Source organism: Streptomyces sp. SP18CS02, assembly GCF_036322365.1.
In the GTDB taxonomy this organism is placed as follows: Bacteria; Actinomycetota; Actinomycetes; order Streptomycetales; family Streptomycetaceae; genus Streptomyces.
The window spans coordinates 96,425-113,615 of sequence record NZ_JAQYXC010000288.1; the positions used below are offsets into that span (position 1 = coordinate 96,425).

Annotated in this window: 14 protein-coding genes and 1 pseudogene; 11 read left to right on the plus strand and 4 right to left on the minus strand. The window is 72.0% G+C overall.

The window, feature by feature from the left end; genetic code table 11:
• Window positions 1-497 precede the first annotated feature (497 nt).
• The 5 genes and pseudogenes from PUR26_RS18950 (at window position 498) to PUR26_RS18970 (ending at window position 3,834) form a co-directional block, all read left to right on the plus strand.
• Window positions 498-1,277 (plus strand): transposase family protein, encoded by a 780-nt coding sequence (locus PUR26_RS18950; protein WP_329873590.1) that lies wholly within the window; start codon window positions 498-500, stop codon window positions 1,275-1,277.
• Between the two features lie 300 nt (window positions 1,278-1,577).
• Window positions 1,578-2,195, plus strand: coding sequence for a hypothetical protein (locus tag PUR26_RS18955; protein ID WP_329873591.1), 618 nt, complete (start codon window positions 1,578-1,580; stop codon window positions 2,193-2,195).
• A gap of 200 nt (window positions 2,196-2,395) precedes the next feature.
• Window positions 2,396-2,824, plus strand: a complete 429-nt coding sequence (panD, locus tag PUR26_RS18960; RefSeq protein WP_329873592.1) for an aspartate 1-decarboxylase — start codon at window positions 2,396-2,398, stop codon at window positions 2,822-2,824.
• Between the two features lie 20 nt (window positions 2,825-2,844).
• A pseudogene (locus PUR26_RS18965) lies at window positions 2,845-3,183 on the plus strand (GNAT family N-acetyltransferase); the annotation flags it as partial.
• A gap of 18 nt (window positions 3,184-3,201) precedes the next feature.
• A complete protein-coding gene (locus PUR26_RS18970; RefSeq protein ID WP_329873850.1) occupies window positions 3,202-3,834 on the plus strand; it encodes an aspartate/glutamate racemase family protein in 633 nt (210 codons plus the stop codon).
• 455 nt (window positions 3,835-4,289) lie between these two features.
• Here the strand turns inward: PUR26_RS18970 and gndA are convergent, their stop codons facing one another.
• Window positions 4,290-5,732, minus strand: coding sequence for an NADP-dependent phosphogluconate dehydrogenase (gndA, locus tag PUR26_RS18975; RefSeq protein ID WP_329873593.1), 1,443 nt, complete (start codon window positions 5,730-5,732; stop codon window positions 4,290-4,292).
• Window positions 5,733-5,998: 266 nt separating this feature from the next.
• On the opposite strand from gndA, the gene PUR26_RS18980 reads away from it, so the two are divergent.
• The 4 genes from PUR26_RS18980 (at window position 5,999) to PUR26_RS18995 (ending at window position 10,370) form a co-directional block, all read left to right on the plus strand.
• Window positions 5,999-7,195, plus strand: a complete 1,197-nt coding sequence (locus PUR26_RS18980; protein ID WP_329873594.1) for a transglycosylase family protein — start codon at window positions 5,999-6,001, stop codon at window positions 7,193-7,195.
• Window positions 7,196-7,527: 332 nt separating this feature from the next.
• Complete coding sequence (locus tag PUR26_RS18985; protein ID WP_329873595.1) at window positions 7,528-8,226, plus strand: (2Fe-2S)-binding protein; 699 nt, start codon at window positions 7,528-7,530, stop codon at window positions 8,224-8,226.
• Between the two features lie 249 nt (window positions 8,227-8,475).
• On the plus strand, window positions 8,476-9,951 hold the full coding sequence (locus PUR26_RS18990; protein WP_329873596.1) for an SDR family NAD(P)-dependent oxidoreductase: 1,476 nt from the start codon (window positions 8,476-8,478) through the stop codon (window positions 9,949-9,951).
• Between the two features lie 248 nt (window positions 9,952-10,199).
• Entirely contained in the window at window positions 10,200-10,370 is a 171-nt protein-coding gene (locus PUR26_RS18995; protein ID WP_329873597.1) for a hypothetical protein, read from the plus strand.
• A 181-nt stretch (window positions 10,371-10,551) separates the two neighbouring features.
• On the opposite strand, the gene PUR26_RS19000 is transcribed toward PUR26_RS18995, so the two are convergent.
• From PUR26_RS19000 to PUR26_RS19010, 3 genes are read right to left on the minus strand one after another with little or no spacing between them, the layout of a single operon-like run.
• The gene (locus tag PUR26_RS19000; protein WP_329873598.1) at window positions 10,552-11,982 is read right to left on the minus strand and encodes a lipase maturation factor family protein; all 1,431 of its coding nucleotides are present in this window, start codon (window positions 11,980-11,982) and stop codon (window positions 10,552-10,554) included.
• Between the two features lie 39 nt (window positions 11,983-12,021).
• Window positions 12,022-12,567, minus strand: coding sequence for a DUF1990 family protein (locus PUR26_RS19005; RefSeq protein ID WP_329873599.1), 546 nt, complete (start codon window positions 12,565-12,567; stop codon window positions 12,022-12,024).
• Window positions 12,564-13,391: a YndJ family protein gene (locus PUR26_RS19010; RefSeq protein WP_329873600.1), complete on the minus strand. Its 828-nt coding sequence runs from the start codon at window positions 13,389-13,391 to the stop codon at window positions 12,564-12,566. Before PUR26_RS19010 ends, PUR26_RS19005 begins: the two co-directional genes overlap by 4 nt.
• A 74-nt stretch (window positions 13,392-13,465) precedes the next feature.
• Between PUR26_RS19010 and PUR26_RS19015 the strand changes: the two genes are divergently transcribed.
• Entirely contained in the window at window positions 13,466-14,902 is a 1,437-nt protein-coding gene (locus tag PUR26_RS19015; protein ID WP_329873601.1) for a DUF6777 domain-containing protein, read from the plus strand.
• A 60-nt stretch (window positions 14,903-14,962) separates the two neighbouring features.
• Window positions 14,963-17,062 carry a SpoIIE family protein phosphatase gene (locus tag PUR26_RS19020; protein WP_329873602.1) on the plus strand — a complete coding sequence of 700 codons (2,100 nt, stop codon included), beginning with the start codon at window positions 14,963-14,965 and terminating at the stop codon, window positions 17,060-17,062.
• Window positions 17,063-17,191: the final 129 nt, after the last annotated feature.

Consider the following 17,191-nt stretch of genomic DNA (forward strand, 5'->3'; position numbering starts at 1 on the left):
TCAGCGGCCTCACCGGCACGCTGTGCGCCCGTGCGCGCCTGCGGATCGACGGGTCAGTGGGCTCGAAGTGGTGATCCCAACCGTGATTGCCCAGGGCAACGGTGTCGTGGAGAAGGACCAGGATGTCTCGATCCGGCCCTGGCCGAGCCGGAAGCAGGCGGTGCCTTGAAGAAGTCCCCGCAGCCGACGATGAAGCTGTCGTTCCTCATGTCGTGCACGTGCGCGAGCCTCTGCACGGCGTCATTGAAGGCCGAGTGGCAGAAGGGCGCCTGAACTGCGGTACTCACGAGCTCGTGCACGGTTGGCGGTGAGACGTCGAGGCCGGGATGGCTGATCATGGGCGGGTGGTGGGGACCGTGACTCGTGCAGTGATCGTCGGCAATCGCCGGATCACGGGCTTGTCTGCCGATGTGATTGCTGAACTCATCACCGAGGTGGGTCCGTTGTGGCATGAGCGTCATCAGGCCAAGCTGGCCTCTCGGCCGCGGAAGCGTGCCGTGGGCGCTGGTGCCAAGCACCGGTTCACGTTCGTCCACCGGCTCCTGGCCACCCTCGTCCATCTCCGTCACAGTGCCACTCACGATGCGCTGGCCTGCTGGTTCGATGTGGACCGTTCCACCATCACCCGGGCCATAGGCGAGGTGCGGCCCCTGCTCGCCGAGCGGGGGTGCACCGTGAGCCCCGACGTGCGGCTGCGGGCCCTGGCCGATGTCGTCGAGTACCTCGGCGCCAGCGGGAAGACCGGCATCGTCGACGGCACTGAGATCCGGGTCCGGCGGGCCGCTGCCGGACGCAAGGACGGGGACAGGTTCATCTCCGGCAAGAACAAGCAGAACGCCGTGAAATCCATGGTGGTCGCGGACGGCGAGGGGCGCGTGCTGTGGTGCAGCCCGACCGAGCCCGGGAGCTGCGCGGACATCACACACGCCCGTCAGTTAGGGCTGGTCAAGCTCCTGGCTGACGGGCCTACGGCCGAGATCCTTGCCGATGCCGGCTACCAGGGCCTCGGTGCCCAGACCGGCGGACGCGTGGTGACACCGCCACACCGCAAGTTCAAGAAGGACGCCCCCGATTGGTACGAGGAGATGTACGAGCGACAGCGCAAGGCGCGTTCCTCGCGGATCCGGGGCGAGCACGGCATCGCCCATCTGAAGAACTGGCGGGCACTGGCCCGCCACCTCGGCCGCCGCGAGCACGCGAGCGACATTGTCCAGGCTGTCGCCGGCCCGCTCTCCCACCAGCAGACCGCGGACCTGATCCCCGCGCAGCAGAAGTGAAGACCGAGCCCCGCCGGAATTCTCGACGTCTCACCGCCCACCGCGCACGAGCTCGTTAGCAAGAGCCGCATCCTCGCTCTCGTCCACCACCGAGAGGGCCCTGCCTCACTGCAGGCTGTTCTCACCTGTCGGCACCCCGAAGTCGCGCAGCAGGCGGTGGGTATCCTCCAGCAGGCCATCGGTTCTTCCGCCGATGCTTGGAAGCCCGAGCCGCTGGAGAGGCTGTGCGCCCAACTGCCGGATGCTCCGGCTTCCTCCCTCCGCAGTGCCGCACGGCACGCCCTCGCGGGCGTCTGGCTCATGCCTCCCGGCAGCTTCCTGAAATGGGAGCAGATCGCTGATGGCGACGACGTGGATGAGGGCAAGGACGTCGACGCGGTCCCGCGCGCCGTGCACACCCCGAACGACGCACGGCTCGCTGATCTGGCTGGTCCGGTCATTCGGGTAGAGATACTCCGAGAGTTCCACGTGCGTGACCAGCAGGCCGTGTTGAAGGCAGCCAGAAGCGCGGGCTGGGAGCCCCAGCCGAATGACGACCGCGAGGGCGACGACCCTCAGGACGTCGTCGGGGCCGTCATGCGGCTTGGGGAGTCCGACAGCGAGATCGAGGGTGCGGACACGGTCACGGATACCTCTGAGGGCCTGCGGCTGCGCACCGAGAACGGGCATGAGGTCGCCGACTGGAGCGAGGAAGCGGTGGTCGCCGACTTCGGTGCGGGCTGGCGGTACGCAGCGGCTGTCCGCCGAGGTGAGCCGGCGACGCCGTCTACCAGGAAGAAGAGCCCGGGCCTGGGCCGACTGACCCCTGGCGGTGGGCACCCCGATCCCGTGGGGCCGCCCTCGCTCCTAGCCCCCCAGGCCGCCAGAGTGAGGGTGATCACGGACACCGTCCGGAGGCTGTTGGCTAGGCTTGTGTAGTCGTCGCGGTGGGGTCCAGGAGGGTTGGCGAAGCTCTCCTGCAGTCACCTGATGGCGCGTCAGCAAAGTCGGCAATTGGTCAGCATCAGTCCTCAAGAACCTGGTGAAAGCTGACCGAACGCGCGACTCGTTGTAGGGTAGGGAAACCGCCCTTGACCTGCAAAAACGCAGGCAGGGAGCCTAGCTCCAGGAGTGCCCCGATGATGCGTACTATGTTCAAGTCCAAGATCCACCGTGCCACCGTGACCGAGGCCGACCTGCACTACGTGGGGTCGGTCACCGTCGACGCCGAGCTCATGGAAGCGGCGGATCTGCTGCCCGGCGAGCTGGTTCACATCGTCGACATCGACAACGGCTCCCGACTGGAGACCTACGTCATAGAGGGCGAACGCGGCTCGGGTGTCATCGGTATCAACGGCGCCGCCGCCCATCTGGTCCACCCCGGGGATCTGGTGATCCTGATCAGCTACGCCCAGGTCGACGAGGCCGAGGCCCGTGCCCTCGTACCGCGCGTCGTCCATGTCGACGCGGAGAACAGGATCGTGGAGCTCGGCTCGGACCCGTCCCGGCCGGTGCCGGGCAGCGGGACCGTGCGAAGCCCGCACGCCGTCGCGTCCGCGCGCGGCTGAGCCCGGCGAGGAGCTTCGGCGTGGCAGTGGGAGTCCGGATCCGCGACGACCGGGCCGAGAGGCGCCTGGAGGCGTCGGAGGAGGACCGGTACCTCGGTGCCCTCCACTACTCGGTCCTGGAGGAGGCGCCGCACGCCCTGGTGGCGCTGCACTGCGCCGTGGGGCAGGACGACGAGGGCCGGGGCGTCGCCGGAGCCCTCGTGCGGGAGCTCTACGCGAGGGCGGCCCGCGAAGGCGTTCCGGTCGTCCCGCTGTGCCCCCACGCCGCCACGTGGGCCGAGCGTCACCCCGACCAGGCTCCCCGGCCCCCGGCCGACCTGGTGGAAGCGGCCCGGCGCCGGTTCAGCCGGCCGCCCGAACCGGTGACGCCGCCCGCCGTGCTGGCTCTGTTGCACACCTCCCCGGTCCACGTCCCGGTCTTCGACGCCCTGCGGGATCTGGACCATCCAGATCTCGCACTGCTCCACCGCGTCGACGCCTCGCTGCTCGACCGCGCCCGCGTCCACGGCCCCCGAGCCGTGGCCGACGACATCGGGGCGGCAGTCGCCGACGCCGTCGCGGCGGGCGCGACCGCTGTGCTGTGCACCTGCTCCACGATCGGCGGCGTCGCCGAGACCGTGCCGGCGGCCGTGCCCGTCCTGCGGGTGGACCGGCCGATGGCGGCGGCGGCCGCCGCCGAGCGCCGGATCGTGGTGGTCGCGACCGTGGCCGGCACCGTGGAACCCACGGTCGCGCTCGTGCGGGACGAAGTGGCGCATGGCCGCTCCCCGGACATCCGCGCGCTGCTCGTCGAGGACGCCTGGGAGCTGTTCGAGACGGGGGACCGGGAGGGGTACCTCGACGTGGTCGCCAAGGCCGTGGACTCGGTGGAGGACGCGGATGTGATCCTGTTGGCCCAGGCGTCGATGGCCGACGCCGCAGGCCGTGCGAGGACGACGATCCCGGTGCTTTCCAGCCCTCGTCCGGGTCTCGCGGCGGCTGCGGCAGCGGTGGCGGACGTACGACGATGAGTGATCCCGCCGCGCGTGGGAAGGCGCAGCGGGAGAACCTGAAGACGCACGGCAGACCTCTACCTGGGGGCCCAGATGACCCATCCCTTCCCGGACCCCGTTCCCCCCGCGCCCACCCCGCCTCCGGGGCCGCCCGACCCGGTGCCCCCGGCGCCGACCCCTCCGCCCCCGCCGCCGGACCCCGTGCCGCCGACGCCCGTGCCCCAGCCCGGGCCACCCGGACCGGAACCCGGTCCGGCACCGGGGCCCGTACCCACCCCGTCGCCCCCGCCGGGGCCGTCGCCGGACCCGGTTCCCAAGCCGCCGGGGCCCGACCCCGTACCCGATCCGCAACCGCAGCCCGGCCCGGCGACCTGACGCCGCCGCGACAGCCGGCTCCGTACCGCCCGGACGCCGGGGCGGCCGCCGTACTCGATCGGCCGCCCCGGCGTCCGGGCGGTGGCGATCGCCCCGGGTCAGTCCGTCCCCACCTCGGAGCGGTCCTCGCCCCAGAGGGTGTGGAAGGAGCCCTCCCGGTCGATCCGCCGGTACGTGTGCGCCCCGAAGTAGTCGCGCTGCCCCTGGGTGAGCGCCGCCGGCAGCCGGGGCGCGCGCAGCGCGTCGTAGTACGCCAGCGCCGCCGAGAAGCCCGGCGTCGGCACGCCCTGCCGGGCGGCGGCGGCCACCACGGCACGCCAGTCGTCCTGGGCCGTGCCGATCTCCTGCGCGAACCGCTGGTCCGCGAGCAGGCTCGCCAGCCCCGGCTCGGCGTCGTACGCGGCCCGGATCCGGTCCAGGAACACCGCCCGGATGATGCAGCCGGCCCGCCACAGCGACGCCACCGCGCCCAGGTCGATGCCCCAGTCGTACGCGTCGCCGCCCGCCCGGATCTGGTGGAAGCCCTGTGTGTACGAGACGATCTTCGACGCGTACAGCGCCTGCTCCACCTGGTCGGCGAAGCGGGCGGCCTCCGCCTTGTCCAGCGCTCGGGGGGCCGGCCCCGGCAGTGAGCGGGACACCTCGCGCAGGTCCGCGTGTCCGGACAGCGAGCGCGCGAAGACGGCCTCCGCGATGCCCGACACCGGAACGCCCAGGTCCAGGGCGATCTGCACGGTCCAGCGGCCGGTGCCCTTCTGTTCCGCCTGATCGGCGACGACGTCCACGAACGGCTTTCCGGTGGCGGCGTCCGTATGGGCGAGCACTTCAGCCGTGATCTCGATCAGATACGAGTCGAGGCGTCCCCTGTTCCAGGTGCGGAACGTCTCGGCGATCTCGGCCGGCGAGTACCCCGCCACCTCGCGCAGCAGGTGGTACGCCTCCGCGATCAGCTGCATGTCCGCGTATTCGATGCCGTTGTGGACCATCTTGACGAAGTGGCCCGCGCCGTCCGGGCCGACGTGGGTGACACAGGGCGTGCCGTCCGGCGCCTTCGCGGCGATCTTCTCCAGCAGGGGACGCAGCGCCTCGTACGACTCGGCCGAACCGCCCGGCATGATGCTCGGGCCGTTCAGCGCGCCCTCCTCGCCGCCCGAGATGCCGGCGCCCACGAAGTGGATGCCGCGCTCCCGCAGCTCCTTCTCGCGGCGCCGGGTGTCGGCGAAGTGCGCGTTGCCGCCGTCGATGATGATGTCGCCGGGCTCCAGCAGCGGTGCGAATTCCTGGATGACGGCGTCCGTCGGCTCGCCCGCCTTCACCATGATGACCAGGCGGCGCGGCCGCTCCAGAGCCGCGACGAACTCCTGAGCGGTCGTCGCCGGGACGAAGGCGCCCTCGTCGCCGAACTCCTTGACCAGGGCCTCGGTCTTCGCGGACGTCCGGTTGTGGACCGCCACGGTGAAACCGTTGCGGGCGAGATTGCGGGCGAGATTGCGGCCCATGACCGCGAGCCCCGTGACGCCGATCTGGGCAGTGCCACTCATTCATGTACTCCTGTGATCCGGTGAACTCCGTAGCCGACAGCGCAGTGCCCCCCACGTCCGCACGCACGCGACGAATGCATACGTGCCCCGCGAGCAGGGCGTTCATCGATCATCAAGCCGTACCGGCCGCGTGTGATTCCCGATGCCGCCGAATGGCCCCTCAAATGGCGCTGCCGAACGGGCATTTGATCCACGGCCCCCCTCTTGTCACGAGGCCGGGTCAGCCTCTAATTTGGGGCGGCTGCTGACGTGTGCAAGGGGGATTCATGGCCGTACGCGGACGACACCGCCGGTACCAGCCGAGCCGGATCAACCGGACCTCGCTCACTCTCACGATGAGTGGTGCCGGAATGGCGATCCCGCTGATAGGAGCGGGATCGGCGCACGCCGCATCGGTCGACGTGTGGGAGAAGGTCGCCGCCTGCGAATCCACCAACGACTGGAAGATCAACACAGGCAACGGCTACTACGGCGGACTGCAGTTCACCCAGTCCACCTGGGCCGCCTACGGCGGTACGCGGTACGCACCGCGCGCCGACCTGGCCACCAAGGACCAGCAGATCGCCATCGCCGAGAAGGTGCTCAAGGGGCAGGGCCCGCGTGCCTGGCCCGCCTGCTCGGTCAAGGCCGGACTGACACGCGGCGGCGACTCGCCCGACATCGCGCCGGGCCGGAAGCCCGCGCCCCGTACCGAGGCCCGGAAGTCGCAGGCGGCGACGCCCACCACGGTGCCCACCCAGCGCGAGAGCTACACGGTGGCGCGCGGCGACTCGCTCTCCCGCATCGCGGCGGCGAAGCGGGTCGACGGCGGCTGGCACCGGCTGTACGCCGAGAACCGCACGGTCATCGGCGGGGATCCGGACCTCATCGTCCCGGGCCAGAAGCTGGACCTGCGGACCGCGCCCGCCAAACCGGCGAGACCCGCCGCCAGGCCTCCGGCGTCCAAGCCCGCCGGAGCGCAGCCCAGGCCTGCCGCCAAGCCCGTCGCCGGACCGGCCGCCGCCAAGCCGAAGCCCGCCGCGAAACCCGCCGTCAAGCCGGCCGCCGCACCGAAGACCGCCAAGTTCAGCTCACCGGTCGAGGCGGGCCCCAGCACCGCGTACCGCAAGGCGGGCTCCTCCTGGGCCAGCGGCTACCACACGGGCGTGGACTTCCCGGTCCCCACCGGCACCGCCGTGAAGGCCGTCGCGTCGGGCCGGGTCGTCTCGGCCGGCTGGGCGGGTTCGTACGGCTACCAGATCGTCATCCGCCACAACGACGGCAAGTACAGCCAGTACGCCCATCTGTCGGCACTGACCGTGCGCGAAGGACAGAACGTCAGCGGCGGGCAGCGGATCGCGCGTTCAGGATCCACCGGAAACAGCACGGGTCCGCACCTCCACTTCGAGGTGCGCACCGGTCCTGAGTACGGTTCCGACATCGACCCCCTCGCCTACCTCCGGGCGGCCGGCGTCAGGCTCTGACCGCCCGGCCGGACCGGACGGCTCCACCGGCCCCGGCCGGTTCGGGGGACCGGTCCGTCGCGGCGGTACCGGCACCATGTCGTGCCGTGCCGGTTGCGGCTGCACGGAGTGAGCGGCCCGGTCGCGGGCGCGACCACGTGCAATACCGCGCCCGGACCGTTCGTGAGCCGTCCTGCCGCCGTCGTCGTACGCGAGGGCCGCGCGGGGTGTGCCCCCGCTCATCGGGCCGTGGCCCGTGCCCCGCGCGCACCCCCGCGAGGGCCCCGGCACGGCCGCCGCTACGGTGGACCCGCCGGCCTGCCGACCGGCCGGCGCGGGGGAGGAGCGGCACGGTGGATCTGGACGAAGCGGGTTCGGTGGGCGGGTTCTTCGCCCTGCGGACCGACGCCCCCGCGGACGGCTCGCACCAACCGCTGGGCCGGGTGTACGCCGTCGGCGCGGCGCCCCTGGCGGCCCGTGTCGCACTGGTCGGCGCCCGGCTGCGGTCCCCCGAGTACCGGGTCGCCGCCTCCATCGCCCATCTGGGCCTGGCCGCCCGGCTGTGGTCGATCGCGCTCGGGTCCGCCGCCCTGTACGGCGAGTTTCCCGATCTCTCGCCCGGTTCGCTGCACTGGGACGGCACCCTGGCCTCGCCCGACGACCTGTGGTGGGAGCCCGGCCGCACCCGTCCCGGCACCGTCGAGGAGATCCGCGAGGCGGTCCAGCTCGGCCACCTCGTGCCCCTGGCCGAGGCGCTGCGACGGGGCGGCCCCGTATCGCCGCGCCTGCTGTGGGGCAACGCGGGCTCCGCGCTCGGTGGCGCCCTGCGGGAGCTCACCCGCTGGGCACACACCCATGGCCGTCCCGACGCGGCGCGGCGGGCCGCCTCGCTCACCGCCGGGCTCCTGGACCACCCCGACCTCGCCGGTACCGTGCGCGGCCCGGACCTGCGCCGCCGAAGCTGCTGTCTGTACTACCGCTGCCCCGGCGGCGGCCTGTGCGGCGACTGCGTCTTCGACCGGCCGCCGCGGCCGGCCCCCGCCACCGGGTGACATCACCTCTCCGGCCGCCCCCCGCGCCCCTCCCCGGCCACGCCTCCGGTGACCTCGCCGCAGGCTCCCACCACGTGTTCCGGTCTGCCGGGCGGCCTGCGCGCCCCTCGCTCCCGGCCTCGCTGCGCACCCCCGACGGGCGGGTTCCGGCCCCGCGCGCAGGGAGCGGGTTTGGCGGCAGGGCGGTTCGCTCCGTAAAGTTCGGCTTTTGAAACGTGGCATACGAGTGATAAAGGAACGGCGACGGCCATGACGGTGACAGAAGAGAACCAGGCGTACGGGCCGGGAATCGACCCCGAGCGCCTGACCGTCTGCCTGAGCGTCCTCGAAGAGCTCGACAAGCTGGAGGTCGACCACCCGGACGCGATCGCCGTCCGGCGGGCCACCGCGGGCATCTACCGGACGGTGAAGCAGCGCCGCCGCCAGGAGCGCAGGGCCTCCAAGACCGCTCACGACAAGGCGGTCACCGAGGCCACCGCGACCGGCTCCGCCGAGCGGATCGACGACGAGACCGAGGGCATCCTCCCCTCGTCCGTCACCGAGGCCGGACAGATCGCGGGGATACTCCAGCGCCCCCGGTCCTGCTACGTCTGCAAGACGCGGTACGTCGAGGTCGACTACTTCTACCACCAGCTCTGCCAGAAGTGCGCCGCCGAGAACCGCTCGCGCCGCGACGCCCGTACCGACCTCACCGGCAAGCGGGCGCTGCTCACCGGCGGCCGGGCCAAGATCGGCATGTACATCGCCCTGCGCCTGCTGCGCGACGGCGCCCACACCACGATCACGACCCGCTTCCCCAAGGACGCCATCCGCCGCTTCAAGGCCATGGACGACTCGGCGGACTGGATGCACCGCCTGGAGGTCGTCGGCATCGACCTGCGCGACCCCGCGCAGGCGGTCGCCCTCGCCGAGCAGGTCGCCGGGCAGGGCCCGCTGGACATCCTCATCAACAACGCCACGCAGACCGTGCGCCGCCTGCCCTCCGCCTACGCGGCCCTGGTCGAGGGCGAGAGCGCCCCGCTGCCCGCCGGGGAGCTCCCCGCTCACCAGGTGATCGGCGCCTTCAACTCCGGCGCGGTGGACGGTCTGGCCGCACTGCCCGTCGGTGTGAGCGGCCTGGACGCTCAGAAGGTCGCGGATCTGGCCCTGGTCGCGGGCAACGCGAGCGTCGAGCGGCACCGCGACGGCAGCGCCATCGACGCGGGTGGACTGCTTCCGGACGTCGTCGAGAGCAACACCTGGGTGCAGACCATCGAGCAGATCTCGCCGGTGGAGCTGCTGGAGACCCAGCTGTGCAACTACACGGCCCCGTTCATCCTGATCAGCATGTTGCGCCCGGTGATGGCCGACGCCGCCAGGAAGGCGTCCAGCGGGCGCTCCTACATCGTCAACGTCTCGGCGATGGAGGGCGTCTTCGGCCGTGGCTACAAGGGCGCCGGGCACCCGAACACCAACGCGGCGAAGGCCGCGATGAACATGGTGACGCGGACCAGCGCCCAGGAGATGTTCCAGACCGACGGCATCCTCATGACCTCGGTCGACACCGGCTGGATCACCGACGAGCGCCCCCACTTCGACAAGCTGCGCCTGGCCGACGAGGGCTTCCACGCCCCCCTCGACCTGGTCGACGGCGCCGCCCGTGTCTACGACCCCGTCGTGCGCGGCGAGGCGGGCGAGGACCTGTACGGCTGCTTCCTCAAGGACTACGCGCCCGCCAACTGGTGACGGTCACCCCGCGCGCGATGATCCGGACGTGATTGTCCGGAACGTACCCCTGTGACGAGCGCCATCGAGCGTAAGCGTGCTCATTTGGTTACTCTGAAGCGAACGGTCGGCCTCCACGGATCCACGAAACCCCTGGTGGCCGACCCGGGGACTGGCCTGCCACCAAGGCCGCGGTCCCGCCCGAGTACCGGCGCCACCGCGACCGAACGGCATTGTCCTCATTGGTTCGCGACACGAAGGAGTGCGCGGTGACACCAGATCTGACGAAGCAGGAACAGCGTCCGGCGGAACGCGGCGAACGGTCCGGCCGGCCCGAAACGCTCGGCAGCCTCGAAGTGTGGGCCCGTTCGGCCCCGATCCGGCTCGCCGGATACGAGGAGGACCTCGCCGAGCCGCACATCCTGCCCGGCATCGACTGATCCGCGACACGCTGATCCGTACGCTTCGCCATGTGCCCCCCGCCGTTCACGGCGGGGGGCACATACATGTCCGGGCCGGTGAGCGGGTCCGCGCCCGGCGGCCGCTCGGGCCGGGACCCGGGCCGGGACGCCGGTGAGGGCGTTGACAGGACGGGCGGGCCGGGGTCGTCCGGCATGGCCGTCAGGGCCGGTCGTCCGTGGTGAGCCGGGTCGGCGGCCAGTACTCCCTGACGTACGTCCGGTGCCACCAGGCGCCCGTGTCGCGCAGCTCCCGCCACGTCGTGAAGCGGTAGCGGTACAGACCGGCGCGGATCCGCGCGGGCGGTGCGTCCGGGAACGGGTTGTGGCGCAGCAGCCGCAGGGTGTCCCGGTCCCCTTCGAGAAGCCGTTCCAGGAAGGGGCCGAACCAGGACCGGGCGTACCCGGGGGAGAGCGCCGCGAACCACATCAGCCAGTCGAGGCGCAGGTGGTACGGGGCGTACGGGCGGGGCAGCCGTCGGACATCGCCCGGTTTGCCCTTGAACTCGTACGCTCGCCACACCGTTCCGGGGTGGATCACGGTCTCCTCCGTGCCCTCGATGATCACCTCGTACCTGACCCGGCCGACCGTTCCGAAGGCTCCATAGGTGTTGACCAGGTGCAACGGGTCGAAGGAGCGGTTCATCGCCTGCCGGCGGGAGAGCAGGTTGAGGACCGGACGCCGGCTGAGCACCACCACCAGCACCGTGACGGCGAGGACGACCACGACATACCAGAGCGGAGGCTCGGGCAGGGCGCGCGCCCCGGCGACCGGTGAGCCGTCGATCGCCGACAGGGCCAGCACGATCGTGATCCAGTTGAGCCAGGCGAAGTTCCCGGACAGCACCAGCCACAGCTGGGTCAGTACGACGGCTCCCGCCGCCACGCTTGCCACCGGCTGGGGGGTGAAGAGAAGGACCGGCAGCGCCAGCTGGGTCACGTGGTTGGCGGCCGCCTCGACGCGGTGCAGAGGCCGGGGCAGGTGGTGGAAGAACCAGCTCAGCGGGCCCGGCATCGGCTGTGTCTCATGGTGGTAGTACAGACAGGTCAGATCGCGCCAGCAGGTGTCCCCGCGCAGTTTGATCAGCCCCGCGCCGAACTCCACCCGGAAGAGCAGCCAGCGCAACAGGAACAGAATGAGGACGGGGGGCGCGGTGCGCTCGTTGCCGAGGAAGACGGCGAGGAAGCCGGTCTCCAGGAGCAGCGATTCCCAGCCGAATCCGTACCAGGTCTGCCCCACGTTCACGATCGACAGGTAGAGCGCCCACAGCACCGCCCACAGCAGCATCGAGACCGCCAGCGGTACCGCGTCCCCCGCTCCCGCGATCATCGCCAGGGCGAGCGCCGCACCCGTCCAGGAGCAGAGGGCGAAGAACCGGTCCGAGTAGTGCAGCCGGAACACACTGGGGCTCCGGCGCGCCGGAACCCGGCCGAGGTACTCGGGCACCGGGAGCATGCCGCGCTCGCCGATCAGCGCCCGGAACTGGAGGGCGGCGCAGAGGAACGCGACGAGGTACAGACCGGCGAGGCCCCGCTGGAAGACCAGTCGGCTCAGCCAGTAGTCGGACGCGGTGAACCAGGTGAACCACTCCATCGCCTCCAGTATCGGCGCCGGTGGCCCCGCTTCGCGGGATCAGGCCGCGGCGATCCTCCGAAGAGTGCGGCCCAGACGGCGCGCGTACCAGTGCTGGGCCGCCGGGACGAGGGGCCCCGCGACCCGGGTGTACCAGCGCGCGGGGCGGCTGAAGGCGGTCACGGTGAACCACACGGACCCGTCCGGCCGCAGTTCCACCACGAAGGACTCCTCGCCGCGCTCGGGGTGCCCGGCGGTGGTCCCGTACGCGAAGCCGACGCGCTCGCTCCCGCAGGCCGTCCAGACCACCTCGCACGGAGCGCCGATCCGCAGCGGGCCGACGCGGAGCGCGATCTCGACGGCGGTGCCCGGTTCCGCCCGCGGCGTGTCCGCCGTCACGAGGGCGCCCGCTCCGCGGTGCATGCCCCAGGTGGTGACGGCCGCGCCCGCCGCCCTGAAGGCCTCCTCCCCCCGGCCGATCCGGGTGCGGTGGCGAAGGTGGTGGTATCCGTCCGGCAGCGGCCCGGTCCGGGTGGCGCCGACCTCCGGATAGGTGAACGAGGACGGTCCGGGAGTGGTGCTGAGGCTGCGGATCAGTCGGGTCATGAGACACGTTCCTTGAGTCGTCGCCAGGCCAGCACCGAACAGAGCGCGAAGCCGAGGGCGTTGCCGAGGCCGTGGGTGGCGGCCATCCAGGGGAGATCCGGGTGGGGCAGTCCGGTCGCCTCGCCGAGTGCCCAGCTCAGCGCGAGCAGCATGGTCGCCACCAGGGCGGCGGCCGAGACGGCGAGCAGTGCCCGGGTGGGCCGGTCGCGGACGCGGGGCCTGATGTCCCGCCACGTCAGCAGGGCGACGGCCCACATGCCCGCGGTCAGGACGAGCGCTCCGGCCAGTTCGGCCCAGTCGTCGACGAAGTAGCCGAGCAGGACGAGCAGGGTGCCCGAGGGAACGCTCAGGGCGGCGAAGCGGGCGAGCGGCCCGTTCGAGGCGCGGCAGACAAGCCCCGCCACCAGCGCGGCGGTGAAGCCGGCGAAGTGGAAGTGGGGCACGGTCAGGGCAAGGATGTCCAGGTCGAAGCCGAAGAGCCGGACTCCCTGCCGCTCGGCGACCAGGGCGAGCGCGGCGACGGCGGGGCCGGTCAGGGCGGTGAGTACGGCGATCTCGGCCGGGCCGGGGGCGCCCGTGCCCCGGGCGCGTGCCAGGCGGCGCACCCCGTGCAGGGCGAGCAGCAGGGCCCCCAGTGCGTAGCAGGCGGCGAGCGCGACCGCGGTGGGACCGCGCGGCAGCCAGAGGGACGCCGCTCCCGGCACCGCGAACAGCGGCCACAACCGGCGCAGGGCCCGTGTCCCGGCCGCGTCCATCAGGCGCAGCCCGGCCGGAACGATCACCAGCATGCCCAGCATCACGATCAGATCGACCAGGACGGACATCCTGTGCCCCTTTCCCGGACCGGGCGCACCCGGTCGGCCCAACCCCCGGACCACGCCTTGAACATGTTCAATTAATGGTGAGCGTAAAGGTTCTGTTGAACGCGTTCAAGTCCATCGCCATGTGCGGTTGTCTCCGGTTGCGGGACCGTGCCGGATCCGGCCAGATGAAGAAGCGCCGGCACCGGCGCATGGAAGAGGCGTTGAAGACGCGGGAGATCGACGTGCGTTCACCCACACGACAGCAGCATGGCGCGATCGCCGTGCTGACCGCAGGGCTGTTTCTGGTCGCAGGGTGCGGCGGTGACGGCGACAAGGAGACCGGGGCCGGGGCCGGCGCGGCGGCGCGGGACTCCCGAGAGGTCCTCCTTCAGCCGCTGGCCGCCCAGGGGCCGGATCCGTTCACCGCATCGACGGCGACGGGTACCGCTCCCGTGACGTACCGGCCGCCCTCCGGCGTACCCGGTACTCCGCCGTCCGCGGGCGCCGTCCAGCAGGTGCGCACGGTCTCCGGGGCCACGCCCGGGCTGTACGGCGGGACGCGCGGACGGCCCAGCTGCGACATCGAGCGACAGGTGAACCTGCTGACGGCGGACCCGGGCAAGGAGCGCGCCTTCGCCCGGGCGGCGGGGGTCGGCCAGGCGGGTGTCGCCAACTGGCTGCGCGGCCTCACCCCGGTGCTGCTGCGCACCGACACCCGGGTGACCAGCCACGGCTACCGCGACGGCTCGGCCGCAGTCCTCCAGTCCGTCCTCCAGTCGGGTACCGCCGTCCTGGTGGACCAGTACGGAGCTCCGCGCGTCCGCTGCGCCGGCGGCAATCCGCTGCGCTCGCCCGCCACCGTCGAGGGCGAGGCCGCGCACACGGGCGAGTCGTGGGCGGGCTACCGTCGCGACCAGGTCGTCGTCATCAACGCGACGCAGCGGATCCTCGGCAGCCTGATCATCGCCGACGTCGTGGACAACACCTGGATCGAGCGGCGGACCGGCGCGGCCGCGAGCCAGGACAGGCGGCCGGACACCCCGCCCCCGTACAGCCCGAACGAACGCAGTGTGATCGACCAGCCGGTGCCGGACGCGCCGGCGGGCCCGCGCTCCACCGTGCCGGCCCCTCCGGGCGACGCCCCCGGCGCGGGCCTGCCGCCCGCTCCCGGCGACGGAGCGGCGGCCCCGGACGGTGGCGCGGTCCCGGACGGCGGTGCGATTGCGGACGGCGGCGAGGCGGTTCCGCGGGATGGCGCGGTTCCGGACGGCGGTGAGGCGGTTCCGGACGGCGGTGACACGGGGATGGTCGACGGGGAGCCGGACGCACCGATGGATCCCGCGCCCACCGACTGCACGACGGGCTCCTCCGACCCGTTCGGCACCGACGGGGCGCCGGGCGAGGGCCAGGAGATGCCGTCCGGCTGCCTCACCGGCCCCGGTGAGGAGTTCCTGTCCGAGGCCGATCCCGGGTCCGGCGGCGACGAGGGCCTGGACGATCCCTCCGGTGACCCGGGGGCGTTCGAAGGCTGACGTCACGAGTGGCATGCGTAAACAGTCGAAAAACCTGGCAAATGATGGCAGAGTGGCTCCATGGTTGATCCGGCAGCGGATGCCCTGTCGCTCCCCGAGGACTGGCCCGCACACCCGGATCTGAGTCTGGCCCTCAACCGCATGGGCAGCTTCGACTGGGACCTGGACGCCGGGCTGATGCACATGGACCGGGCCGCCCTCGACGTGTTCCAGATGGACGCGGACGAGTACGACGGCCGGCCCGAGAGCCTGTCCGCGCGCGTGCCGCCCACCGAGGCCATCCGCCTGGACGGCATGGTGACGCAGGCGCTCAAGGGCGGGGGTGCGCACTACGGCGCCTACTTCCGCATCCGGGGCCGGGACGGCGGCCTGCGCTGGACCCACACCCAGGGCACCATCCGGCGCGACGAGACCGGCCGCCCCCACCGCATCATCGGCATCGTCAGGGACGCCACCCAGGAGCTGGCCGAATCCAGCGCCCGGATCCAGGTCGACGCCGACCGGCGTCGGCAGACCAGCGTGGTGGAGTCCACCACCGCCGCCCTGGCCCACGCCAGGACGGTCCAGGACGTCATCGACGTGCTGAAGGACTCCCGCGGCCTGGAACACCTCGGCGCCGCCAGCGTGGTGATGGGACTGCTGGAGGCCGGCCGGATCCACCTCGTGGCGGACGGGCCCGAGGACTCCCATGTCCCCGGTACCCGCTACACCCGGGTGGACGAGCAGTACCCGATGAGTGAGGTGGTGCGTACCCTCACGCCGCGGTTCATCGAGTCGCCCGAGGACTTCGCCACCTCCTACCCGGTGCTGTGGCCGGACATCAGCGGGCTCGGCATCACCTCCGCCGCCTATCTGCCGCTGATCGCCCAGGCCCGGCCCATCGGCGCGCTCGGGCTGCTCTACAGCGACAAGAACGGCTTCTCGGCCGACGACCGCAACGTGCTCGTCGCCCTCGGCAGCAGCATCGGGCAGAGCCTCCAGCGCGCCATGCTCTTCGAACAGGAGCACGACCTCGCCGAGGGCCTCCAGCAGGCGATGCTGCCGCGCCGCATCCCCGAGGTCCCCGGCGCGCAGATCGCGGTCCGCTACCGCTCGGCCCGGCTCGGCCGGGACATCGGCGGCGACTGGTACGACGTCATCCCGCTGCCCGGCGGCCGGGTCGGCGCCGTCATCGGCGATGTCCAGGGGCACGACATCCACGCGGCGGCCGTGATGGGCCAGCTGCGCATCGTGCTGCGGGCCTACGCCGCCGAGGGCCACAGCCCGGCGACCGTGATGGCCCGGGCCTCCGTCTTCCTGCACGAGCTGGACACGGACCGGTTCGCGACCTGCACCTATCTGGAGGCGGACCTGGCGACCGGCGTGGTCCAGGTGGTCCGGGCGGGTCATGTGGACCCGCTGCTCCAGGACACCGACGGAAGCTGCCGCAGGCTGCCGGTCCAGGGCGGCATGCCGCTCGGGCTGTCGGCGGAGTTCGGGCGCCTCGACTACCCGGTCACCCTGCTGGAGCTCGATCCCGGTCAGTCGCTGCTGCTCTACACCGACGGGCTCGTCGAGCGGCCGGGCTCCGACCTCGACGAGGGCATGCAGTGGCTCACCGCCCTGGTGCGCAACGGCCCGCGGGACCTCCAGCTGCTGGCGGACCACCTGTGCGAGGTGGTCGACGAGCGGGGCGGCGACGACGACGTGGCGATCCTGCTGCTGCGCCGCAAGGGCGGCTACACCCCCCAGACGGGGGGGCGTCTGCAGCAGCACGTGGCGCAGGGCGACCCGGAGGCGCTGAGCACGGCCCGGCACATGATCCGGGCGGCGGTACGGGCCTGGGGTGCCGGGGAGCGCGCCGACGAGGCGGAACTGGTCGCCGACGAGCTGATCACCAACGCGCTGCTGCACACCGACGGCGGGGCGATCGTGACCCTGCGGATGCTCGCCGCCCCCGAACGGCGGCTGCGCGTGGAGGTGGAGGACCGCTCCAGCGCGCTTCCCAGGCGCCGGGAGGCGGGGGAGTCGGGAGTGTCGGGGCGCGGTCTGCTGCTGGTGGACCGGCTCGTCGACGCGTGGGGTGTGGAGTCGCGTGGCAGCGGCAAATGCGTCTGGTCGGAGTTCATCATTCAGGACAGAGCCGAAATTCCAGCGACACCCGCTGTTAACTGTCCGTAAATGCATCATGCTTGACCGTAACCGACCGAAAGCGATTGACTTGGTCTCTTCCGTGGCCTTATCCGGCGTTGTCCCGCCTGGTGCGGCAGCGCCCCGCCCGAGCCTGCGCCGCCCCGATCGGGCCCCGCA

Excerpts from the sequence above, each read along its gene's own strand:
- PUR26_RS18980 (WP_329873594.1), top strand. The coding sequence starts at position 5,999 with ATGGCCGTACGCGGACGACACCGCCGGTACCAGCCGAGCCGGATCAAC.
- PUR26_RS18990 (WP_329873596.1), top strand. The coding sequence starts at position 8,476 with ATGACGGTGACAGAAGAGAACCAGGCGTACGGGCCGGGAATCGACCCC.
- PUR26_RS19005 (WP_329873599.1), bottom strand. The coding sequence starts at position 12,567 with ATGACCCGACTGATCCGCAGCCTCAGCACCACTCCCGGACCGTCCTCG.
- PUR26_RS19010 (WP_329873600.1), bottom strand. The coding sequence starts at position 13,391 with ATGTCCGTCCTGGTCGATCTGATCGTGATGCTGGGCATGCTGGTGATC.
- gndA (WP_329873593.1), bottom strand. The coding sequence starts at position 5,732 with ATGAGTGGCACTGCCCAGATCGGCGTCACGGGGCTCGCGGTCATGGGC.
- PUR26_RS19015 (WP_329873601.1), top strand. The coding sequence starts at position 13,466 with ATGGTGAGCGTAAAGGTTCTGTTGAACGCGTTCAAGTCCATCGCCATG.
- panD (WP_329873592.1), top strand. The coding sequence starts at position 2,396 with ATGATGCGTACTATGTTCAAGTCCAAGATCCACCGTGCCACCGTGACC.
- PUR26_RS19020 (WP_329873602.1), top strand. The coding sequence starts at position 14,963 with ATGGTTGATCCGGCAGCGGATGCCCTGTCGCTCCCCGAGGACTGGCCC.
- PUR26_RS19000 (WP_329873598.1), bottom strand. The coding sequence starts at position 11,982 with ATGGAGTGGTTCACCTGGTTCACCGCGTCCGACTACTGGCTGAGCCGA.
- PUR26_RS18955 (WP_329873591.1), top strand. The coding sequence starts at position 1,578 with ATGCCTCCCGGCAGCTTCCTGAAATGGGAGCAGATCGCTGATGGCGAC.